This is a genomic window from Pseudoduganella sp. OTU4001, assembly GCF_038440195.1.
Lineage (GTDB): Bacteria > Pseudomonadota > Gammaproteobacteria > Burkholderiales > Burkholderiaceae_D > Rugamonas.
Genome location: NZ_JASATG010000024.1, coordinates 53,239 through 75,143 on the forward strand (window position 1 = coordinate 53,239; position 21,905 = coordinate 75,143).

21 protein-coding genes, 1 tRNA gene and 1 riboswitch are annotated in these 21,905 nt (G+C 64.2%); of the genes, 5 read left to right on the forward strand and 17 right to left on the reverse strand.

Going from position 1 to position 21,905, the window contains the following annotated elements; translation table 11 throughout:
- Positions 1–82: 82 nt before the first annotated feature.
- The 3 genes from AAHE99_RS19415 to AAHE99_RS19425 form a co-directional block, all read right to left on the reverse strand.
- Positions 83–1,756 (reverse strand): serine hydrolase domain-containing protein, encoded by a 1,674-nt coding sequence (locus AAHE99_RS19415; RefSeq protein WP_342119000.1) that lies wholly within the window; start codon positions 1,754–1,756, stop codon positions 83–85.
- The gene (locus AAHE99_RS19420) at positions 1,753–2,184 is read right to left on the reverse strand and encodes a nuclear transport factor 2 family protein (protein ID WP_342119001.1); all 432 of its coding nucleotides are present in this window, start codon (positions 2,182–2,184) and stop codon (positions 1,753–1,755) included. Before AAHE99_RS19420 ends, AAHE99_RS19415 begins: the two co-directional genes overlap by 4 nt.
- 85 nt (positions 2,185–2,269) lie before the next feature.
- Entirely contained in the window at positions 2,270–3,274 is a 1,005-nt protein-coding gene (locus tag AAHE99_RS19425) for a helix-turn-helix domain-containing protein (protein WP_342119002.1), read from the reverse strand.
- 84 nt (positions 3,275–3,358) lie between these two features.
- Between AAHE99_RS19425 and AAHE99_RS19430 the strand changes: the two genes are divergently transcribed.
- Both AAHE99_RS19430 and AAHE99_RS19435 read left to right on the forward strand, forming a co-directional pair.
- Positions 3,359–3,432 (forward strand) — tRNA-Gly (locus AAHE99_RS19430).
- 112 nt (positions 3,433–3,544) lie between these two features.
- Entirely contained in the window at positions 3,545–4,153 is a 609-nt protein-coding gene (locus AAHE99_RS19435) for a DUF4197 domain-containing protein (protein ID WP_342119003.1), read from the forward strand.
- Here the strand turns inward: AAHE99_RS19435 and AAHE99_RS19440 are convergent.
- From AAHE99_RS19440 to AAHE99_RS19460, 5 genes are all read right to left on the reverse strand, one after another.
- Positions 4,146–4,379, reverse strand: a complete 234-nt coding sequence (locus tag AAHE99_RS19440) for a hypothetical protein (RefSeq protein WP_342119004.1) — start codon at positions 4,377–4,379, stop codon at positions 4,146–4,148. The genes AAHE99_RS19435 and AAHE99_RS19440 overlap by 8 nt on opposite strands.
- A 29-nt stretch (positions 4,380–4,408) precedes the next feature.
- Entirely contained in the window at positions 4,409–5,557 is a 1,149-nt protein-coding gene (locus AAHE99_RS19445; RefSeq protein ID WP_342119005.1) for an EAL domain-containing response regulator, read from the reverse strand.
- An 8-nt stretch (positions 5,558–5,565) separates the two neighbouring features.
- The gene (locus AAHE99_RS19450) at positions 5,566–7,212 is read right to left on the reverse strand and encodes a methyl-accepting chemotaxis protein (RefSeq protein ID WP_342119006.1); all 1,647 of its coding nucleotides are present in this window, start codon (positions 7,210–7,212) and stop codon (positions 5,566–5,568) included.
- Positions 7,213–7,313: 101 nt separating this feature from the next.
- Positions 7,314–8,024, reverse strand: coding sequence for a hypothetical protein (locus tag AAHE99_RS19455; RefSeq protein WP_342119021.1), 711 nt, complete (start codon positions 8,022–8,024; stop codon positions 7,314–7,316).
- Positions 8,025–8,119: 95 nt separating this feature from the next.
- Positions 8,120–8,623, reverse strand: a complete 504-nt coding sequence (locus AAHE99_RS19460) for a hypothetical protein (protein ID WP_342119007.1) — start codon at positions 8,621–8,623, stop codon at positions 8,120–8,122.
- Between the two features lie 137 nt (positions 8,624–8,760).
- Here AAHE99_RS19460 and trmB point away from each other — a divergent pair, with 137 nt between their 5' ends.
- The gene (gene trmB, locus AAHE99_RS19465; RefSeq protein WP_342119022.1) at positions 8,761–9,441 is read left to right on the forward strand and encodes a tRNA (guanosine(46)-N7)-methyltransferase TrmB; all 681 of its coding nucleotides are present in this window, start codon (positions 8,761–8,763) and stop codon (positions 9,439–9,441) included.
- Here trmB and AAHE99_RS19470 read toward each other — a convergent pair.
- Genes AAHE99_RS19470 through AAHE99_RS19480 form a run of 3 tightly spaced genes read right to left on the reverse strand, consistent with a single transcriptional unit; the run spans position 9,431 to position 11,243 of the window.
- The gene (locus AAHE99_RS19470; protein WP_342119008.1) at positions 9,431–10,333 is read right to left on the reverse strand and encodes a DMT family transporter; all 903 of its coding nucleotides are present in this window, start codon (positions 10,331–10,333) and stop codon (positions 9,431–9,433) included. The genes trmB and AAHE99_RS19470 overlap by 11 nt on opposite strands.
- A 53-nt stretch (positions 10,334–10,386) precedes the next feature.
- Positions 10,387–10,650 (reverse strand): hypothetical protein, encoded by a 264-nt coding sequence (locus AAHE99_RS19475; protein WP_342119009.1) that lies wholly within the window; start codon positions 10,648–10,650, stop codon positions 10,387–10,389.
- A 26-nt stretch (positions 10,651–10,676) separates the two neighbouring features.
- Positions 10,677–11,243, reverse strand: coding sequence for a PEP-CTERM sorting domain-containing protein (locus AAHE99_RS19480; RefSeq protein ID WP_342119011.1), 567 nt, complete (start codon positions 11,241–11,243; stop codon positions 10,677–10,679).
- Positions 11,244–11,423: 180 nt separating this feature from the next.
- Between AAHE99_RS19480 and AAHE99_RS19485 the strand changes: the two genes are divergently transcribed.
- Positions 11,424–12,293 (forward strand): AraC family transcriptional regulator, encoded by an 870-nt coding sequence (locus AAHE99_RS19485; RefSeq protein ID WP_342119023.1) that lies wholly within the window; start codon positions 11,424–11,426, stop codon positions 12,291–12,293.
- Here the strand turns inward: AAHE99_RS19485 and recQ are convergent.
- From recQ to AAHE99_RS19515, 6 genes are all read right to left on the reverse strand, one after another.
- Complete coding sequence (gene recQ, locus AAHE99_RS19490; RefSeq protein ID WP_342119012.1) at positions 12,285–14,105, reverse strand: DNA helicase RecQ; 1,821 nt, start codon at positions 14,103–14,105, stop codon at positions 12,285–12,287. The two genes, AAHE99_RS19485 and recQ, sit on opposite strands and share 9 nt — an antisense overlap.
- Before the next feature lie 7 nt (positions 14,106–14,112).
- Positions 14,113–14,946 (reverse strand): undecaprenyl-diphosphate phosphatase, encoded by an 834-nt coding sequence (locus tag AAHE99_RS19495; protein ID WP_342119013.1) that lies wholly within the window; start codon positions 14,944–14,946, stop codon positions 14,113–14,115.
- 101 nt (positions 14,947–15,047) lie between these two features.
- A complete protein-coding gene (locus AAHE99_RS19500; RefSeq protein WP_342119014.1) occupies positions 15,048–16,523 on the reverse strand; it encodes an MFS transporter in 1,476 nt (491 codons plus the stop codon).
- A complete protein-coding gene (locus AAHE99_RS19505) occupies positions 16,520–16,786 on the reverse strand; it encodes a YkgJ family cysteine cluster protein (protein WP_342119015.1) in 267 nt (88 codons plus the stop codon). Before AAHE99_RS19505 ends, AAHE99_RS19500 begins: the two co-directional genes overlap by 4 nt.
- Before the next feature lie 22 nt (positions 16,787–16,808).
- Complete coding sequence (locus AAHE99_RS19510) at positions 16,809–17,066, reverse strand: YkgJ family cysteine cluster protein (RefSeq protein WP_342119016.1); 258 nt, start codon at positions 17,064–17,066, stop codon at positions 16,809–16,811.
- Between the two features lie 11 nt (positions 17,067–17,077).
- A complete protein-coding gene (locus tag AAHE99_RS19515; RefSeq protein ID WP_342119017.1) occupies positions 17,078–17,386 on the reverse strand; it encodes a hypothetical protein in 309 nt (102 codons plus the stop codon).
- A 114-nt stretch (positions 17,387–17,500) separates the two neighbouring features.
- A riboswitch (cobalamin riboswitch) is annotated at positions 17,501–17,717 on the forward strand.
- Between the two features lie 68 nt (positions 17,718–17,785).
- On the opposite strand from AAHE99_RS19515, the gene AAHE99_RS19520 reads away from it, so the two are divergent.
- Positions 17,786–21,905: cobaltochelatase subunit CobN (locus AAHE99_RS19520; RefSeq protein ID WP_342119018.1), on the forward strand; the 4,120-nt coding region annotated here is incomplete at its 3' end.

Genomic DNA, 21,905 nt, shown 5'->3' on the forward strand with positions numbered 1-21,905 from the left:
CTCGTTGTTGTTTAGATCGGCCTTGCGGACTGATCAGTATAGGCAGCGCAACGGTGAAGCGATAATGAATTGTTCCTATTGGTTACTGAGCCACCTTCTTGAAGACCAGATTGCGGACCTCATCCACCGCGACATGGAACCCGGTTACCGCATGGCTTTTGTCGCGTATGAACTTGATCCCGGCCAGGAAGCGTTTATCACCGGCAAACATGTCGGCAGCCATCGGTTTGAAGGTCACCGTGCCTGTCCGGATGTTATTGGCAGTTAGCGCGCCGCGGCTTGAGTCGATCACAAAAGATGAGTTGAGCTCCTCGCTAAAGAAGGTGCCGCTGAATTGCGCCAGCTCATCTTTTGTATAAGGCGCGGGCTGGTAGGACTCGTAGATCAGCGGGTCGCTCCCGTCCATGCTGTAGTGAATATCCTTGCCGACGAATTTGACGATGAATGTGTCGTCGCCTTCCACCTTCACCTGGAACACGGAGTCGCCCAGCGGGATCATTTCGCGTCCTTCCGCACCCTCGGACCGGCTGAAATGCAGCGCGCCATCCTTCAGGTAAACCTTGGCAGCGAAGGAGCGCAGCGGATTCCAGTAATCGCCAACATGCTTCTGTAGCTCAGCAGGACTGAGGCTGACGCGTGGCAGCTTGCTGTAGTCGATCAATGCAGGTTGCGGGAACTGGTCTTTCAGCAGCACCGTCGCCAACCGCATGCCGTAGCCGCCGCTATAAGCCAGGCCGGAACTCAGGGTAACAACAGCGAAGTCCTGCTTGGGGAAACGGAAGATCGAGCTGGCATAGCCGCCCGAATTGCCGTACAGGTAAACCTTTGGGATGCCCCGTTCCTGGCCTACGTGCTGCTGGCCATAGATGGTAATGCCGGATATGTCCTTGATCACCGCGCCGCCATCCAGCCTGATGGGCTGGTTCAGCTTGCTGGTGCCGGGAGCTTTGGACGCGATGTGTGCTCGCCAGCGGCCGAGATCGCGGACCGATGAATACAGGTTGGTCGCACCAGCCGAATTGCCGTAGTCCTTCTGGAACGTGCCGTTGTCGCCGCTTTTGTAGGGCACTGCAGTGTTTTCCAGCGGAAGCCCGCCGTTGAAGACGAAGGCAGTGTTCGACATGCCAAGTGGCACGAAGAAGTGAGTCTTGCAGAACTGGTCAAATGGCTGCCCCGACACCACTTCGACAATCCTTGCCAACAGGACCATGCGCGTGTCGCCGCCGGGCGAGAACGCCTTGCCGGGCTTGAAGTTCAGCGCCTTTTGGCTACCGATGAATTGCAGTACAGCTTTGGTCGGCAGGGGCTCCTTCGGTTCCCAGCCCGCCAGCGAACTCAGAACCCGGTAGCTGTGCAGGCCATCTGTTGAGCTCAGCAGGTGCCTGATGGTGATGGTCTCGTCGAAATTTGGCATCTCGGGCAAATACTTCCGGACATCGTCGTCCAGGCCGATCTTCCCCTGCTCCTCCAGCAGCAGGGTGGCAACAGCGATGAACTCCCACGCCAGCTTGTCGACCTGGAATTTCGTATCGACGGTGGCCGGGATTTTGTATTCGAGATTGGTGCTGCCGAAGGCCTTTTCATAGACGACTTTGCCGCCCCGTAGCGCGACAATCGCCAGGGCCGGCTTGTTGGGGGAGTCGACCTCGCTCATGATCTTCTCGATTTCCGAGGCGGAGGCAGGGTCGATTTCGTTGCCGGCGAAGGCAGGCAGCGACGCCAGGCAGGCGAGTGCGGCGAGGAGCTTGAGGTTCATTTTGCCTCCATGCGGACGGATTTCCAGGTAAAGCTCTTCTGTACGATTTTCCAGGCGCCCTGGTATTTCATCAGCAGGAAATAGTCGGTGTACACGCGGCTGAATTTTGGCACGATCACTTCGACTTTTGCCGATGCTGCATTATTTTCGAAATCTATCGAGATAATCCGCCCAATCCGGTCGGTCTTTTGTCCGGGCGTGAAATTCGCGATGTATTGCTCGCCGGAGCGAATAAGCAATTCATTGGCATCACTTACGCCATACAGTTTGAAATCCGGATGAAAGGCCTTCTTTAATCTGTCGGGCTCACCATTCGCGGTGCCTTCGATGTAATCGTTCAGCGTATTGGTAATTTGCTCGGCGTCGGACTGCGCCTGCGCGTGGGAGCAGAGAAAAAGGAAAGCGCCTAGGATCAGGTGTCGGTTCATGGGGGACCTTAAGTTGAGGATGCGGACCCTCAACTTAAGGCGAAGCCGGGAGCTTGAAGTCCCGAACCGTGGATTCGGACTCCGATTACATGATTTCGGAGTGCGCAGCGCGGTAGCTGGCGGGTGTCTGCCCGGTGATTTTCTTGAAAGCGGCGAAGAAAGTGGAGTTGGAGTTGAAGCCGCTGCGCTCGGCAACCAGCTCCATGTTCAGGTGGGATTCGCTGACCAGCAAGTCCTTCGCATGCTGGATGCGGAACTCATTGATATACAAATTAAAGCTTTTGCCCAGATTGTCATTAATTACCTGGGAAACCGTGGTTTGCAAATTGCCAACCTTTTTAGCCAACAGCGCCAGGCTCAAATTCGGATTCAAATAAAGCTGCTGGTCGCGCATCGCCTGATTCAGGGAATGCAAAATGGCGCTGGCATCCTCCTCGGTCAGCTTCCGATTCTGATATTTATCCTTCTTTGCTTCGGTTTGCAGGAAATACGTCAGCACCGTAACGTGCATGGAAAACGTAAATGACAGCGCGCCGACAATATAAGAAGTGAACTGCGTCGTCGCATAGGCGAGCAGGATCAGGCAGCTGCTGAAATAAACGCTATGCAAAAGAATGGTCTGCCGCGAAAGCACCCGCGCTTGCCACAACTGGCGGCCGGCCAGAAGCAGATAGCCAAGCCAGTAAATGTGGATGACCGACATGCAGTGGCGCCAGATGTTCGGATACTCCGAATACGAAAACACGGCACCCAGGCCGACCACCAGCGCCGGCAGCAGCAGGTGCCAGTGCCAATACCGGCCAATGGAGCGCTGCGCCAGGTCCGCCAGATGGCTATGCACGTAAAGATAGGTCAGCGGCCCGATAAACAGGCACGCCGAAATGCCAAGCTGGATAAACTCAACCGCGAGATCCCGGTTGAAGTAGAGAAAAGTCGATTTGACGGTTCGGACGCTGATAGCCAGCAGCAGGGCGCCCAGCATGCAGTTCGTCAGCCGCTGCGAACGGCGGCTAAACAGGTAGCACGCCAGAAAAATGCCATTAACCGCGCCGAGAGCGCTGAACAGGAAGAGGAGTTGGCTTGAAATCATGGCAACATAATGCCAGCTTCCCGGTTCCTGTTCCAGCGTGCGAGCTTGTCAACTACAACGAAGGCCGCATAGAATGCGGGGCACGCGGGTGTAGTTCAATGGTAGAACGGCAGCTTCCCAAGCTTTAGACGTGGGTTCGATTCCCATCACCCGCTCCAATCTCTTCCCCCTTTCCCTTCCGGGTGCGCTATGGGCATCGCAAAACAATTATCTGCATTGGTAGCTGGGCTGGTATTGGCTGTTGGCGTTCACGCTGACCCGCTGGCGGCTTTGACCGAAAAAGAAGCAGGTGGCGGCCTGAAAGCGGCGCTGGAGGCGGGTTCAGTGGCGGCGGTGTCGAAGCTGGGCGTGGAAGGAGGCTTCCTGAACAACGAGGCGGTGCGTATCAAGCTGCCGCGCGTGCTGGAGAAGGCGCGGCCGATCCTGGCCCTGACAGGCCGGGCCGAGCAGCTGGATGAGCTGGAAACCGCGATGAACCGCGCCGCCGAGCAGGCTGTCCCGCTGGCCAAGCCGCTGCTGGTGAATGCTGTCAAATCGATGACAGTGCAGGACGCGAAACAAATCCTGACCGGCGGCGATACTTCGGTGACCGACTTCTTCAAAGAGAAAACTTCGGCGCCACTGGCGGCCAAGTTCAAGCCGATCGTCAAAGGCGTGACGGACAAATCCAAGCTGTCCGCCAAGTTCAATACCGCCATGGCGCAGGCCACCAAATTCGGGCTGGCGAGCGAAGAGCAGGCAACGGTGGAAGCCTACGTGACCCAGCGTGCGCTGGACGGCCTGTACCTGATGATTGCGGAAGAAGAGAAGAAAATCCGCGAGAATCCCGTTTCCTACGGCAGTAAAGCTATCGCCAAGGTCTTCGGCCTGCTCAAATAAGCGTGCGCCGGCGCGGGTTGCGCGCCTGGGCGGCTGAGTTCAACACTTCCAGCTGACCCGCTTTGAAAGTCTGCTGGTGCTCGCCATCGCTGTCACGCCAGCGGCACAGCACATCGTCATCATCGCCGAGGCCGGAGCGCCCTGGCGTAGTGCGGATTACCAGCATCTTGTGGCGCCAGCCGAGTGGCCGTACTGCATCGCCTGCCTTTGCCCGTTCGCGTTCCATAGCATCCTCTCTCAGTCGCTACCTTTAGTTTAGGCGGCTTTTGCCAGCGACAGCGCAGGCATGGGCCTGCCGATGAGGTAACCCTGCGCCATATCGCAGCCCAGGGCGTGCATCAGGTCCCAATCCTGCTGGCATTCGATGCCTTCCGCTACCACGCTCAAGCCCAGCGCGTGTGCTGAATGGATGGCTTGGGCGAGCAAGATCCGCAGGTGCGGACGCTGCCAGGCGCCATGCACCAGGCGACGGTCCAGTTTCAGCTCGCCGAACGGTATGCGCGACAGTTGCAGGATCGAGGCATGGCCGGCGCCGTAGTCGTCCAGCGATAACTGGAAACCGTGCAGCCGCAACTTGAGGAGGTTGCGCAATGCCGTGCTGAGGTCCGCGATTTCGGTATGCTCGGTAATCTCGAGGATGAGGCTAGAGGGCGGCACGGCGGCGCGCTGGACGGTGTCGATCAACTGCTCGGCGAAATGTGGGTTGGCCAGCACCAGCGGCGACAAGTTGATCGAAATTGGTACCGGCCGCGATTGCGCGCGCCAGGCCTGCCAATCTCCCAGCGCCAGTTGCAACACTTTGGTGGTCAGCAGTTCCGCCAGCCCGGCCGCCTCGGCGCATGGCAGGAAGGCGGCCGGCGAGAGCAGGCCGTGGCGCGGGTGGTGCCAGCGTAGCAAGCCTTCCACGCCGCGCAGCTGGCGGTTTGCCATGGCTACCTTGGGCTGGTAATACAGTTCGAACTCGCCGCGCAGCAGGCCGTAGCGGATATCCAGGGCATCGCATCGCGGCGCTGCGCCAGGCTGGGTTGGCGACTTGCCGGCAGCTGGCGGCAGGGCGGCGAATGCCTTGGGCAAGCTCTCTGCGGCGCCGGTGCGCAAACCCAGTGACGCTGCCAGCACTGTCACCGTGTCGCATAGACGGGGGCATGCCAGTCCGGTGAGCAGCACGCCGGCCTCACAGCCGCGCGTGGAGAGCGACAGCAGGAAATCGGTGACGTCCATATCCGGCAGGCTGGCATCCAAGGCCAGCAGGCCGATTGGCTGCGGCAGCGCTTCCAGCGAATCCAGCGCCGCATTGCCGCTGTCGGCCGTGGCGACGACTTGCAGGCCAAGTTCGCCGCATTGCGCCTGCAGTTGCTGGCGCGCTGCGGCGCGGCCAGCGACAACCAGAGTGCGCGCATCCATGCCGTGCCTTAGGCAGCTGCAGCAAGGGACAGATGCGCGCGGCGCGCCAAGGTGCCGGCAGGGCGGGCATGGCCGCTTGCCGCCACCGCCGCCTGGCCGTCACCATCGATGCGGAAGCGGGCTACGGCCTGCGCCAGCTGGCCGGCCTGGTCCTGCATGGCCTTGGCCGCGGCGGCCACTTCTTCCACCAGGGCGGCGTTCTGCTGCGTGCCCTGGTCCATTTCCACCACGGCGCGGCTGCACGAGACGATGCCTGCGTGCTGCTCCGCACCGGCATGGCGGATCTGGTTCATGATGTCTTCCACCCGCGCCACACTGTCGACGATGTCCTGCATCGCTTCGCCGGTCTGCTGCACCAGGCCCGCACCGGCGTTGGCTTGCTCGGTTGCCGAGGCAATCAGATCGCTGATCTGGCGCGCCGCCTCGGATGAGCGGTGCGCCAGCGCACGCACCTCGCTGGCCACCACGGCGAAACCGCGGCCGGCATCGCCAGCCCGCGCCGCCTCGACCGCCGCATTCAGCGCCAGGATGTTGGTCTGGAAGGCGATACCGTCGATCAGGCCGATGATATCGGCCATCTGGCGCGCGGACTGCGTGATGTCCTGCATGCGGGCGGTGACGGCGGCCACCGCCTCGCCGCCGCGGCTGGCGGCTGCGGAGGCTTGCAGCGCAAGCTGGTTGGCGCGGTCGGCATTGGCGCTGTTCTGCTCCACGGTGGCACTGAGCTGTTCCATGGCGGCGGCGGTTTCCTCCAGGCTGGCGGCCTGCGCTTCGGTGCGCGCCGACAAATCCAGGTTGCCGGCTGCGATCTGGGAGGAGGCTGCGGCGATCTGGTCGGCATCGCGCCGCACCTGGCCTACCAGCAGTCCCAGTTCGGAGCGCATATGCTCCATCTCGTACATCATGCTCGATTGGTCCTTGGCGCGCAGGGCGATGGCGCCTGCCAGGTTGCCGTCGGCGATGCGGGCCGCGACCCGTGCTGCCACATCCGGTTCGCCGCCCAGGTCGCGCCGCAGGCGGGCGATGATCGCGGCGGCTGCGCCCAGCGACACCAGCAAGGCCAGCGCGCCCAGCACCAGCATCTTGACCTGGGTGCCGGCGTAGGCGCCGGCGGCTTCGTCGCGCGAGTTATCCATCAGTGTCACTTCGTTGCTGATCTCTTCGGCCAGCGCATCGCGGCATTCCTGCAGCATTGGTTTTACTTCGTCATTCAGGTAGGCCTGGGCGTCGGCAATGCGGCCGGCCTGCACCATCCCGATCAGGCGATCCTGCCCCGCTTCATATTTCTTCATGGCGTTGTGGATGCGGCGCACGGCGGCCTTGCCTTTGGTGGTGACGATGCGGCGCTCCAGCTCCGCCAGGTTGGCGTCCATCTCCTTGCGGAAGCCGGCGATGTCGTCGATCTGGTCGCGCCGGACGGTGGGGTTGTCGCTCAGGATCACATTGCGCAAGGCGACTGCGATATCGGTCACGCGCAGGCGCACGTTGGTACTGAGCTCGATCTTGGGCCAGCGGTCGTCAATGATGTTTTCGGTGATGTCATTGAGCTTGGCCTGTTCGTTCAGGCCGAGCGAAATGGCGGCAAGCAGGAAGGCACATACGATGCCAAAGCCTGCCATGAGCAGGGTGGCAACCTTTACGCGAGAGGTTTTCATATCCGTTCCGATCCTTGGGTGTTGGGTACGGATGCAGGATATCTGCGGCGCCTTTGGCGGCGCCGCTACAGTTTAGGTGATTCGCGGGCAGTACAGTTTGATCAGGTGCCGACCAGCTGCACGGCGTCGACTTCCAGCCGTTCGGTTGTCACATTGTTGGACTTGGTGATGCGTGCGGCTTTGGCTTTGTAGCTGGTTTTCTCAATCGGCTGCACGAACCAGGTGCGGGCGCCGCGCTTGTCGGCCTTCACCGTGTGCACGCCGCTCCAGACGGTGTTCCACTTGCCGTCGGTGTCCTGCAGTTCCACTTTGGTGATGCCTTCCAGACCGTAGCCATCGCTGATCGCCACGCGCAGCTGGGTGGCGTTGACCGGCTTTTCGAACGTGACTTCCAGCGAGTCGAAGCCAACGTCGGAATTGTTGGTGGACCAGTATTTGCCGTCCACCTTGCCGGTGGCCAGTGCCGGCGTGTAGCTTGAGCCGTAGCTGGAAGTCGCATTGGCCGCGCTGGCCCACTGCGCACTGGTGTCGTTGATATAGCCGTCTTCCATATTCGAGTAATCGAGCTTGGCCTGGCGCTTGGCGACTTCCTTTTGCTCGTCGCTCAGGTTCTCGGTATCGAGCTGCGGTGTTTGCAGCGGACCGTTGCCGGTGGCGGCGGTGGCTGGGACTTTCGCGGGGGATGGCGCTGGTGCAGGCGCCGGTGCGGCGGCCGGTGCAGGTGCGGCTTCTGGGGCTGGCGCCGGCGCAGGTTCCTTCTTGGCGCAGGCTGCCAGCAACAGGACGGGCAATAGCAAGGCGTACTTGGTCATCTTCACGGCTCCCTTGTTTGATATCAAAACAACAAGTCGCCGATGATGGCACAAACCGGCCCCGCGTTCAATTGTGCGCGGGGTGATGCAAGTTACTACGCGACGTTGATATCCAGTAGGACGGCGTAAGCCAGGCGCTTGCCTTCGTACAGGTGGCCGCCGCGGATCACCGCATCGGTGGAGGTGAGCTGGCCTGCAATCTCCTGGCGCGCCAGCATGGTGCGGAAGGCTTGTGCATCCTTCGGCGCCAGGTAGCCCACCATCTGGTTGCTCAGGAAGACGGCGACCGCCTTGTCTTCGTAGGGATTGTTATCGTCCGGCAGCAGCAGCGCCTTGTGGTGGGTATCGGCCGGCGCGTCGCCGTGCTGGCCAGCCAGGGTATGGATGGTGTCGGAATAGCGCGATTCGCCCAGCACTTCCAACTGGAAGCGGCCGCCATCGGTCCAGTGGTGCACCGGCTCGCCCTGCGGCAGCGGGGTGTAGGAGCCGCCCGCCGGTTTGCCGGCCGGCGCGGTTGCCGCTTTCGGGCCGCCCTTGAGCAGGAAATACAGCGTTACCAGTGCCAGGATGATGATGACGATATTCAGTGCGAGGGCCATGAGTGGAGGCTTCCAGGGTTGCGTGACCCGCTATTATGGCAGGCCGCCGCGTAAAGGGCGAATAGGCTGGAATGGTATAATCGCCCCTTTTCCTTGCACGTTTAGCCATGTCTTCCGAATCCACGCCAAAGGGCAAGATGCTCTATGACCCGACCGAACACCGCATCCGCAGCTTCGTTACGCGTGCTGGCCGCCTGTCCACGGGCCAGGAACGTGGACTGAAAGAGTTCGGCCCGCAGTTCCTGATCGAGCATAAGAAGGAAGCGCTGGACTATGAGAAGGCGTTCGGCCGCAAGGCGCCGGTGGTCCTGGAGATCGGCTTCGGCATGGGCGGCACCACCGCGCATATCGCCAAAGTCATGCCGGAGAAGGATTTCATCGGCGTGGAAGTGCACACCCCTGGCGTGGGCAGCCTGCTCAAGATGATCGGCGACGAAGGCATCACCAACCTGCGTGTGATCCAGCACGACGCGGTGGAAGTGCTGCGCGATATGATCCCGGCCGGCTCGCTGGCTGGCGTGCATATCTACTTCCCGGACCCATGGCACAAGGCGCGCCACAACAAGCGCCGCCTGATCCAGGCGCCATTCGTGAAGACCCTGTGCGAGCACCTGGCTCCAGGCGGCTATATCCACCTGGCGACCGACTGGGAAGACTACGCGGTGCAGATGCTGGAAGTGCTGAGCGCCGAACCGGCGCTGCAGAACACCGCCGAAGGCTACGCCCCGCAGCCGGCCTACCGCCCGCTGACCAAGTTCGAAAACCGCGGCCTGAAACTGGGCCACGGCGTGTGGGACCTGGTGTTCACTAAGAAGTAAGCTTTACCGCCGCCGGCGCCTTGACGCGCGCCGGCATGAAGGCCAGCAGGTTGCCGCCGATGACCAGCAGCAGGCCGGCCAGCGCCAGGCTGCTCCACTGGTAGCCTTCGACGAAGGTGGACACCGTCAGCGCCACCACCGGGAACAGCACCGTGCAGTATGCGGCGCGGTCCGGACCGATCCTCCCCACCAGCAGCAGATAGGCCGTGAAAGCAATCACCGATCCCGGTATCGCCAGATAGAGCAGGGCGCCGACGTAGCGCGGGCTTGGGTCGAAGTTGAACGGCATGCCGAGCGCCAGTGCGCCGACCGTCAGGATGGTGGCGCCGCACAGCATGGCCCAGGCGTTGGTCAGCCAGGGCTGCATGCCCAGCGCCTGCATGCGGCTGGAGAGCAGGTTGCCGGTCGAGAAGCACAGCGTGCCAAGCAGCGCCAGGCCGAGGCCGGCCAGCATGCCGCTGTCGTTCCAGTGCCCCTGCATGGAGGGCAGGAACAGCATCACAATCCCTGCCAGTCCCAGCACCGCGCCGCCCAGCACTTGCGGCTTGATCGGGCGCTGCATGAAGATGCGGCCATTGATCGCGTTCCATATCGGCGCGGTGGAGAACACCACCGCCACCAGCCCGCTCGGTACCCACATGGTGGCGTAGTAGAAGCACAGGAAATTACAGCAGAACAGGGCGATGCCCTGCGCCACAAGATAGCGCCAGGCGGAGCGCGGCGGCAGCAGCTTCTGGCGGCGCACGACCAGCAACAGCATCAGCACCAGCGCGGCAATCCAGAAACGATAGGCAATCGACACCGGCGCGGCGACGACGCCGAGCTGGAATTTGATCGCGATCCAGGTGGTGCCCCAGATGAGCACCGTGGTGAGGTAGAGGGAAATATTCATGGTGCGCCCAGCATGACAGGCCGGGCGCGGCGGTGCTTGTCTGGTCTTGCGGTTTAGTTGTCCAGGCCCTTGGCCAGGACTTCGGCAACCACCGTGTTCAGGTCCGTGCCACGCTCGGTCGCCAGGGCATGCAGGCGCTTCACCAGCTCGCCATTGAGCTTGACGGCAAACGGCACCAGGCCCAGCGCCTGGTCGCGTTTGCGCTGCTCACGCTTGTCGACGCCGGCACTGGCCGCATTGCCGAAACCCGTGGCTCCTTGCGCCATCTTGTTCATGAGTTTTTTGGCATCATTCTTGGCCAGGTCGGTTTTCTTCACGTTGGTTCCTTTGCAAAGACGCTATTTTACGCCCTGCGGCGGCGAGCCAGGACCAGCGCCGGCAAGCCGAGTCCAAGTAGTCCCAAGGTGCCGGGCACGGGCACCTGCTGCGTTGGCGTGGTGTCGACGTTCAATTCCGACAACCCGACCGCTTGTGCACCGCCGTCCTGGTCGATATCGAAAATCACGGAAGTCACATTGCCCATCCCTGCCACGGATAGGGTGCCGAGGCCCGACAGCACCTGCGTCACGCCGTTGGAGCCGGTCAGCGTGATCGAGTTGGCGCCGCCCGCATAGCCCGCGATGTTGATGTTCGCCAGATTGAAGCTGGCGCCGAAAAAATCGAGCACCAGGCTGGCATCATCGCCATTCGAAGGGCCATTGTGGAACGTCAGGTCGCCAATATAGTTCAGGTCATAGTGGTCGCCAGCGCGCACCATGCGCAGGCGGAAGCCATCTTCAGTGTAGGTGTCGAAGACCGCCGAGCCATTCAGGTTGGCATGCGAGCCGCTGGTCAAGTCCAGCGTCACCGGGGCTGCTTGCGCAGCGCAGAAGCTGAATGCCAGGACCGCATGGCAAACGAGTTTCTTCATTTCGCGTCCTTTCAGAAGAATAATTTTATTGTAAAAATTGCCATATTGATTGTAGCGCTTGGCGTACGTGGCCGGCGCTTTGTCTGATCTTGCGCATATGTGGGCGCTGGCCGGCGGGCCAGCCGAGGGCGTGCTAGACTTTTCGGCGTGAAGCCCTTGACCACACAAACTGACGATGCGATGTCGCATGCGGTGTTCCGCACCATGTCCGGCACCGATGCGACGCTGGAGCGCTTCGCCTGGCTGGGCGACGGCCTGGCGGCGGCGGTCTGGCAGCGCAATACGCAGGAGGCGGTGACCGGCTACCGGCAACCGGGGCATCACACGCTGTCCTGCTACCTGGGCGGCGGCTATAGCGTCGAGCGGGAGGGATTGCCGGGGCAGTATGGCGCGCCGGAGCGGCTTTGTTCGCTGCCGGACTGGCACGAGTCGGAATGGGTGGTGCGCGGCCAGCTGCGCATGCTGCATGTCTACTTCATGCCGGAGCATTTCACGCAGCGCGCCGTGGCGGAGCTGGACCGCGAGCCGCGTGAACTGACTTTGCAGGACCGCACCTACTTCGAGAACGAACGCCTGGTGCGGCTGTGCGGCACGCTGCTGCAGCAGCCATGGGACGATCCCGACCAGCTGCTGCGCGCCAATGAAATCACCCACGAAGCGTTGAGCGAACTCCTGCGATCGCAGTCGATGACCCGGCCCGGACAGCGCCTGCGTGGCGGCCTGGCACCGCTGGTGCGGCGCCGCCTGCATGAGTACATCGAGGCGCACCTGGAGCAGAACATCACGCTCGGCATGCTGGCGCAGCTGGCATGTATGTCGGAGTTCCACCTGGCGCGCATGTTCCGCATCAGCTTCGGCATGCCGCCATCGGCATGGATCGCCGCGCGCCGCATCGAGCGTGCACGCGGCCTGCTGCGTGCAGGGCGCTTGCCTCTGCAGCAGGTGGCCGAAGCTTGCGGCTACGCCGACTTGAGCCACTTCAGCCACCGCTTCAGCGCAGCGGTTGGAGCACCACCGGGCCGCTACCGCGCGTTGCTGGCCTCAGCTTAAATCGGCGATGAGGCGGACGATTTCGTCGCCGTAGGAGACGAGCTTTTTCTCGCCGACACCGGAGATGCCGCGCATTTCGCTAAGCGAGGATGGCCGCACCTTGGCAATCTCGCGCAGGGTGGCGTCGTTGAAGATGACATAGGCCGGCACGCCGTGTTCGCGCGCGGCGCCCATGCGCCATGAACGCAAACGGTCGAAGATGCGCTGTTCGTCGCCATCGAGCTCGGTTTCCACATAGCCTTTTGGCGCCGAGCGGGTTTTCTGCTTGACCGGCTTCTGGTACTGGCGCAGCTGCACTTTCTGGCCGCCTTTCAGCACCGGGCGCGCGGCGTCGGTCAGTTTCAGCGAGCTGAATTGTTCGTGGTCGACAGTGACCAGGCCGAGCGCGATCACCTGGCGCAGGATGGCGCGCCATTCCTGCTCGCTGCGGTCGGCGCCGATGCCGTACACCGACAGCTTGTCGTGGTGCCAGGTCAGGATACGCTCGGTCTCCACGCCGCGCAGCACTTCGATCACATGGCCGGCGGCAAAGCGCTGGTCGCAGCGGTAGATCGCCGACAGCAGTTTCTGCACCGGCACCGTGCCGTCGAAGGACACCGGCGGGATCAGGCAAGTGTCGCAATTGCCGCAAGGCGTGGCGGGCTCGCCAAAGTATTCCAGCAGCCGCACGCGGCGGCAGCTCAGGGTTTCGCACAGGCCCAGCATGGAGTCCAGCTTGGTGGACAGCACGCGTTTGAAATTCTCGTCGGCTTCCGACTCGTCGATCATGCGCCGCTGCAGCACCACGTCCTGCAAGCCGTAGGACATCCAGGCGCTGGCCGGCATGCCGTCGCGGCCGGCGCGGCCGGTTTCCTGGTAATAGCCTTCGATCGATTTCGGCAGGTCGAGGTGGCAGACGAAACGCACGTCCGGTTTGTCGATACCCATGCCGAAGGCGATGGTCGCCACCATCACGATATTTTCTTCGCGCAGGAAGCGCGCCTGGTTGTCGGCGCGCACCGCGTGCTCCATGCCGGCGTGGTAGGCCATGGCGCGCACGCCGTGCTCGTTCAGGAATTCCGCCGTCTCTTCCACCTTCTTGCGCGACAGGCAGTAGACGATGCCGGAGTCGCCCGCATGCTCGGCGGAGATGAAGTCCAGCAGCTGCTTGCGGCCGTTGGTCTTCTCCACGATCTGGTAGCGGATGTTCGGACGGTCGAAGGACGAGACGAATTGCGCGGCATCGTTCAGCGCCAGGCGGTGGATGATCTCGTCGCGTGTCTGCTGGTCGGCGGTCGCGGTCAGGGCGATGCGCGGCACATTCGGGAATTGCTCGTGCAGCACCGAGAGCTTGATGTACTCGGGACGGAAGTCGTGGCCCCATTGCGATACGCAGTGCGCTTCGTCGATGGCGAACAAGGCGATCTGCGAATCCTGCAGCAGGTCGAAGCAGCGCTGCGTCAGCAGGCGCTCCGGCGCCACATACAGCAGGTCGATCTGCTTGGTGCGCACCAGGCGTTCGATGCGCGCCGCTTCTTCGTAGGTCTGGGTCGAGTTCAGGAAGGCCGCGCGTACGCCGACTTCTTCCAGCGCATCGACCTGGTCCTGCATCAGCGCGATCAGCGGCGACACCACCACGCCCACGCCGTCGCGCAGCATGGCCGGGATCTGGTAGCACAGCGATTTGCCGCCGCCGGTCGGCATCAGCACCAGGGCATCGCCGCCATTGCCGACATGCTCGACGATCTGCCCCTGGTGGCCGCGGAAGGCTGGGTAGCCGAATACGGTCTGGAGCAGGTGCAGGGCGCGCTGGCTGGTGTCTTGCTGGTCCATCACTTGATCAATCGTGCCAGGTAACCACGCCGGAGTAGGCGGTTGCGATCACCACCAGCCCGAATACGATGCGGTACCAGGCGAAGATGGTGAAGTCGTGGGTGCTGATGTAGCGCAGCAGCCAGCGGATGCAGGCGAAGGCCGACGCAAACGCCACCACCGCGCCGATGGTGAACAGCGGCAGGTCGGCTGCGGTCAGCAGGGCGCGTTCGGTCCACAGCGAATAGAACGTGGCGGCCAGCAGGGTAGGGATTGCGAGGAAGAAGGAGAATTCGGTCGCCGCCTTGCGCGACAGGCCGAACATCATGCCGCCAATGATGGTGGCGCCGGAGCGGCTGGTGCCGGGGATCAGGGCGAACACCTGGGCGATGCCGACTTTCAGCGCATCCATGGTGGTCATATCGTCCACTTCCTGGACGCGTACTGCCACCGGATTATTGCGGGCGCGGCGTTCCACCCACAGGATGACCAGGCCGCCGGCGATGAAGGCCAGCGCCACCGGCAGCGGCGCAAACAGCGCCGCCTTGATCTTTTTGTTGAACAGGAAGCCCAGCGCGGCCGCCGGGATGAAGCCGACCACCACATTCATGGCGAAGCGGCGCGCACGCTCGTTGCGGAACATGCCGAACAGGACTTCGCCGATCTTGCGGTGGTATTCCCAGATCACGGCGACCATGGCGCCGCCCTGGATGGCGATCTCGAACACTTTGGCTTTCTCGCCGGTGAAATTCAACAGGCTGCCCGCCAGTACCAGGTGGCCGGTGGACGAAATCGGCAGGAATTCAGTAAAGCCTTCGACCAGCCCCATGATCAGAGCCTTCAGCGCGAGAACGATATCCATTGTGATTTTGTTAACTGTGATCGGTGGCGGGCGCAAGCGGGATGCCGCGCGGGCACGAAGCTTACCATAGCGCCCCTTGCACGGGCGTGGTTTGCGCTATGTCACGAGTGCACGCGGACCAGGCGTGCGCTGGCGGCTACCAGCAGCAGGGCGCCGCCCAGCGCGCTGAAGGCCAGCTCCAGGCTGGAAAGGTGGGCCACAAAGCCGATCAGGGCCGGGCCGGCCAGGATGCCGGCATAGCCGATGGTGGTAATGGCGGCAATCGCCAGGCTGGCCGGCATGGCGCGCTGGTTGCCGGCGGCGGTGAACAGGATCGGCACGATATTCGAGGCGCCCAGGCCGACCAGCACAAAGCCGGCCAGCGCCAGGGCCGGGGATGGCGAAGCCACCGCGGTAAAGAAGCCCGCCGCTGCGCACAGGCCGCCCGCCAGCAGCACCGGACGGCCGCCGAAGCGGCCCACCACGCGGTCGCCGGTCAGGCGGCCGACGGTCATGGCGACGGCGAAGGCGGCATAACCCAGGCCGGCGCGGCCTTCCTCCAGCCCGCGTTCGGCGGTCAGGAATACGGCGCTCCAGTCCAGCATGGCGCCTTCGGCCAGGAACACGATGAAGCACAGGGCGCCGATGAAGACCACGGCGCCGTGCGGCACGGCGAAGGCGGGAGAGTTGCCCTCGCGCGCCTCCGGCTCGTGCAGCAGGTCGGGGCTGGCGCGCCACAGCAGCACGGCCACCAGGGCCACAATGGCCAGGCAGGCGGCCAGAGGGCCGCTGCCAAGCCACAGCAGCAGCGCCATGCCGCCGGCGCCGGCAAAGCCGCCCAGGCTGAACATGCCGTGGAAGCCGGACATCAGGGCGCCGCCGCTGGCTTTTTCGACCATCACCGCCTGCACATTCATGGCCACGTCCATGGTGCCGAGGGAGGCACCGAAGATGAACAGCACCAGGCCAAGCAGCAGCGGTGTGGGCGCGAGCGCCAGGCCGGGCAGGGCCAGGCAAACCACCAGGGCCGACCACAGCACCACAGCGCGGCAGCCGAAACGCGCCGCCAGCGCACCGGTCAGCGGCATAGCCAGCAGCGAGCCGGCGCCCAGACAAAGCAGCAACAGTCCAAGCGGCCCTTCAGCCAGCGCCAGGCGCTCCCTCGCATAGGGCACCAGCGGCGCCCAGGCGGACATTGCCAGGCCGGCGGTCAAAAATGCAAGGCGGGTGGAGAGACGATGGCGCTGACCGATGGTTTTGTTCATAGTTGAACATTCTAGCAGGAGGCCCGCACATGCCAGCCCCATGGCCACTGCCAGCAGGTTCACCACGAGCACGCCGTCCGGCACGTGCATCACGACAGCCAGGCTCAAGGCCCACTTGCTGCCAAACGCTCCGCTGCCGGCGTAGGGAAAATAGCGCAATGACTGCAGCGCGGAATAGAGCAGGCCTCCCCACAGGCCGACCGTCATCCCACGCAGCAAAAGGAAGCCGGAGCCAATGCCCATGGCGGCCATCCATGACCACTGCGCCGTCGTTACGAAACCTGCCGCGCCGCTGGCCAGCAAGAGCCAGGCAAGAACGCGCCGGATCTTCAATTTCCGGGACGGGTGAGCGCTTCGAGATCGCCCAGCCAGTGCATGGCCTGCTCGCGCGTTTCGCCGCACATTTCGGCCGACGGCTGCAGCCCGGCGCAGAAGGCGGGCCGTTCGGGGCGGCCGAAGATCATGCAGCGGTAATCGTCGCCCAGTTGCACGCAGCGCACGCCCGCCGGTTTGCCGTTCGGCATACCGGGAATCGGGGAGGTGATGGAGGGCGCCGTGCAGCAGGCGCCGCAGGCAGGGCGGCATTGGAAACTCATGATGGGGCGCTATTTTACCGGTTTACGCCTTGGCCCAGCCCAGCCAGCGCATGGCCTGTTCGCGCGATTCGCCGCAAATCATTTCGTCGGCATTGAAGTCGAGGCAGACCTGCGGGCGCTCCGGCAAGCCATACAGCTTGCAGCGCCGCTGCCCATCAAGGTGGATGCAAGGCACGCCAGCCGGCTTCCCCCCGGGCATGCCGGGGATCGCGCTTTCAATGGCGGGCGCCGTGCAGCAGGCGCCGCAATGTGGGCGGCAGGGGATCGGGGCGCGGTTCATCGCGCGTCGGTTTAGTGGACGACGTGCTGCGTTCGGCTGCCGAATGCTTTCAGCGCTTCCGCCAGCGAGACTTCGATATGCCCCAGGTGGGCGTCAGCCATGACCCACGGCGCCCTATCCCGTTCGGGCTGGCGCTTGGCCACTTCGCGTTCCACCATGGCCGCCATGCGCTCGTGCAGCACCCGCTGGAAATGCGGCGAATCGGGGTCGCCAGCCTGTGCCCGGGCATACATATCCGCACCTTCCCAGAGTTCCTGGATACGCTCGTCCCCAAGTCCCGAGGCGGCGGCCAGGACTTGCAAAGTTGTCTTATTATGCATTTTGTCTCTCCCAGACGCGTTCGTTGACGCGCATTTACCAGTAAATACCTTCAGCAGCGGATTTGCCACTAATTTCTGGATTTCCCATCCGTGCAACAACATTTGTTGCTAAAATCCCAGCAGTTCGTGATTGGTGCCACTTTGCAAGTCTGTAAGGTGGTGAAACGGGAAGCCGGTGACGCGCGAGATAGCCATCTCACGCCAGTCCGGCGCAGCCCCTGCTGCTGTAAGCCAGACGAAGCTGACCAACGCCACTGTGCATAGCACGGGAAGGCCAGGCCAGCGGAGGATGAAGGCAAGCCAGAAGACCGGCCAGTCACGCTTGATTGTGCAAGACCCAGGGTGTGGTTTTGCGTGCTCGGAATCTCTGTGCTTACCTTAAATTTTGCTCGGATCATTTTGGTCCTGCTATGTGCGTTCGCCTGTGCGCCGCTTAACGCTGCCACGCTGTTCGCCATCGTGACCGAACGTGCCGCACCGACGGCAATCGCGGCTGCCCATCGCCATCTGGCCAGCCATCCCCATGACCGCATCATCCTGCGCACGCCCGCGCAATGGATGGCGGCGGACGACAAGCAGGCCGCCCAGTGGCTGGCGCAGGCGGACAGCATCCTCGCGGTGTCGCTGTTCGGCGACCCGGCGCGGCGCTTGAAGCAGGCCTTGGCACGCCATGCGCGGGCTTCGGCGACAGTGCTGGCTTTTAACGGCGAAGCCACGCTGAGCCTGATGTCGCGCGGACGCCAGGGCGGCTTGCAAGGCTTCCCGCCGGAGACGTTGCGCCAGTTGTCTGGCGAGCAGCCGTCGGAAGCCGCGTTGCAGGCGGCACGCGCCTTGCCCGTTGCCGGCCAATGGCTGGCGGCGCGCCAGGTGTGGCAGGCCGGCGGGCGCGATAACACGGCGGCCCTGTTCGCGCACCTGCTCGACCCGGTGCGTGCACTGGCGGCGCCGCTGCCGGAACCAACGCTGCGCCTGCGCATGGGCGAGCGCGAGCTGCACGATGCCTCGGCCTGGGGCCGGGCGGCGCAGCTGGGCGTGCAGGCGCGTCCGACGGTGGTGGTGCTGGACCTGTCGAATATGGATGGCATGGTGCCGGACGCGGTGTGCCGCCAGATTGAGCGCAGCGGCCAGCAATGCGTGCAGGTGCTGCCGCGCTGGGGCGGGGCTTCGCGCGAGGCGTTGGAGCGCTTGCCGGAGCTGATCGCGCCAGCAGTTCCTGCGGCGCTGGTGGTGTTGCAGGACTTTGTGGTGGGCGCGGCCGAAAACCGCGAGGCTGTGAGCGAGGCGTTCAAGCGTCTCGATATCCCGCTGTTCAAGGCGATCCGCCTGTCCGACCGCACCGCCATGCAGTGGCGCCTGTCTCCGGATGGCCTGCCGCCGGATTCGGTGCAGTACCGCGTGGCGCTGCCGGAGCTGCAAGGCATTGGCCAGCCGATCGTGGTGGCCGCACTGGGCGAGCCGCAGCGCGACAAGCTGACCGGCATCGAGAACCGGCCGCCGGTGGTGCTGGGGGCGGAAGCGGAGCGCCTGGCAGCGCGCGTCGAGCGCTGGCTGTCACTGCGCGCCAAGTCCAACCGCGACAAGCGGGTGGCGCTGGTGTATTACAACCATCCGCCGGGACGGCAGAACATCGGTGCGGACAACCTGGACGTGCCGGCTTCGCTGTTCGACATGCTGCATGCGTTGAAGGATGCGGGCTACACGGTGGGCGAGCTGCCGGCCACGCCGGAGGCGCTGCTGGACCGGATCATGGCGCACGGCGTCAACCTGCCGGAAGACCGCGCCGGCTTGCGCGAGCTGGCCGGATCGGTGAACAGCGTGAGCGCCGCAGATTATGCGCGCTGGTTCGCTACGCTGTCGCCGCGCGTGCAGGGGGAGATGACCAGCGGGCTGCTGGGGCGCTTGCATGCCGACGTGCTGCAGGCTGAAGCCGCAGGCGAGTGGGCGCTGGGGCGCAAACAGGCGGAAGTCGTGATCAAGGAGTTGCAGCATCTGGTCGAAGGCGCCGACCACCCGCAGCGCGAAGCGGCCATCCGCGACTTATCCGCGCTTGCGGAAGGCTACGCGAGCTGCCTGCAGGCGCGGCCAGGCGCCGCCGCGGGCAGGCGCGTGCGCGCTGGGAGCTGTGCCGCGCTGGCGCCCTTGCAACGTCGTTTGGCTGCGTACCGCATTGAAGGCCTGAAGGGCTGGGGCCCTGCGCCCGGCAAGATCATGGTCGACCAGGGCAAGCTGCTGGTCCCCGGCCTGGTATTCGGCAACGTCTTCATCGGCCCGCAGCCGCCGCGCGGCTGGGAAGTCGACGAAGAACTTTTGCACGCCAACACCAGCGTGCCGCCGCCGCACCAGTACCTGGCCTTCTACCACTGGCTGCGCGACCGCTTCAAGGCGGACGCCCTGGTCCACGTCGGCCGCCACTCTACTTACGAATTCCTGCCTGGCAAAGCAGTCGGCCTGGCGGCAGACGATTTTTCGAGCCTGATCGCCGGTGACCTGCCGGGCGTTTACCCCTACATCGTGGACGGCGTAGGCGAAGGCACGCAAGCCAAGCGGCGCGGCCTGGCCGTGATGGTCGACCACCTGACGCCGCCGCTGGCCTCCACCCCGCTGTACGACGAGCTGCTGTCGTTACGCCAGGTGGTGGAGAGCTACGAAGCCGCCAGCTCCGAATCGCTGAAATCCAAAGCGGCGCAGCTGATGCGCGAGCGGGTGGCCGCGCTGAACCTGAAGGCGGAGCTGGAAGCCTCGATGGCCGATGTGCTGGCGGTGCGCGGCATCGGCTTCGACGCGGCGGACGACGATCTGCTGGCGCATGAAGTTGGCCACTACCTGACCAAGCTGCAGGAAAAATTCATGCCGCACGGCCTGCACATTTTCGGCCGCCCCTGGCGGCAGGAATCGATCGACCTGATGCTGGAGTCGATGAAGAAGGGCGGCATCGACGACCCGGAAGTCGCACGCAAGCTGGCCGAATCGCCGCGCAACGAAATGCGCGCGCTGCTGGCGGGGCTGGATGGACGCTTCATCGAGCCGGGCAAGGGCAACGATCCCCTGCGCTCGCCGGAAGCGCTGCCGACCGGCCGCAATTTCCACGCGGTGGATGGCGATATCCTGCCGACGCGTATCGGCTACCAGATGGGGGCGGGCCTTGCCGCCAAGGCAGCCGCGCGCGAACGCTCGCCGGCGGGCAGCGAAGGCATCCTGCTGTGGGCATCCGACGCGGTGCGCGACGAGGGCGTGATGGTGGCCTTTGCGCTGGCCATGATGGGGGCGGAGCCGGTGTGGAATGCGCGCGGCATTGTCAACGATGTGCGCCTGCTGCCGGGCGCGCTGCGGCGCGATGCCCTGGTGACTACCTCCGGCCTGTTTCGCGACCTGTATCCCAACCTGATCCGCCTGATCGACCGCGCCGGACGCATGTCGCTGGCCGCTTCCGCCGCCGCCCTGGCCGAACAGGACCCCGCCTTGCGGGAAGCGCTGGAGGCCGCGCTCGCGCCCCTGGGCAGCGTCAGCGCCAACGGCGTCGGTGGCGCGGGCGCCGGCGCAGGCGGTGCGTGGGGCCGTGAGCCGGTCGAGAGCAACCGCGTGGCGCGCGAATGGCTGGTGCGCCTGCGCGCGCTGCAGGCAGGCGGCATGCCACTGGCCGAATCTGGCCGCGCCGCCGCCCAGCGCATCTTCGGCGATGCGCCCGGCGCGTATGGCGCCGGCGTCAACCGCCTGACCGAGCGCTCCGGCGCCTGGCGCGAGCGCGACGAAATCGGCAAAGCCTACCGGCTGCGCATGGGCCACGCCTACGGCCTGGATGCCAGCGGCGAATCCACCCACGCCGCCTTCGACGCGGCGCTGGACGGCATCACCCGCACCTACCACGGCCGCGCCAGCAACCTGTACGGCCTGCTGGACAACAACGACGCGTTCGACTACCTCGGCGGCCTGTCGCTGGCGGTGGAGAGCCGCACCGGCCGCGTGCCGGAAGCGCTGATCCTGCAGCACGCCCAGCCCGGCCGCGCCGATGTCGAACCGCTGGCCTCCGCCCTGATGGGCGAGTTGCGCGGCCGCTTCCTCAACCCCGCCTGGCTGAAGCCCCTGATGGGGCATGGTTACGCGGGCGCCCGCACCATGGGGCAGGAATTCCTGGAGAACCTGTGGGGCTGGCAGGTCACGCGTCCGGACCTGGTGAAGAACTGGGCCTGGGATGAGGTGAAGTCGGTCTACTTCGACGACGCGCACAAACTCGGCCTGCCGCAATTCCTCGCCCAGCGCCACAACGCGCACGCCAAGGCGCACATGCTGGCGATCTTCATGGTGGCGGCCGAGAAGGGGTACTGGAAAACCGATGCCGCCACCATCAAGCAGCTGGGCGGCGAGCTGGCCCGACTGGTCGCCAGCAACGGATTGCCCGGCAGCGGCCACACCGCGCCCGACCACCCGATGTGGCAATGGCTGTCGCCGCAGCTCGATGCAGCCGACGCCCAGGCGCTCGGCATCACGCTCGCCAAAGCACGCGGCGACACGCTGACCGACG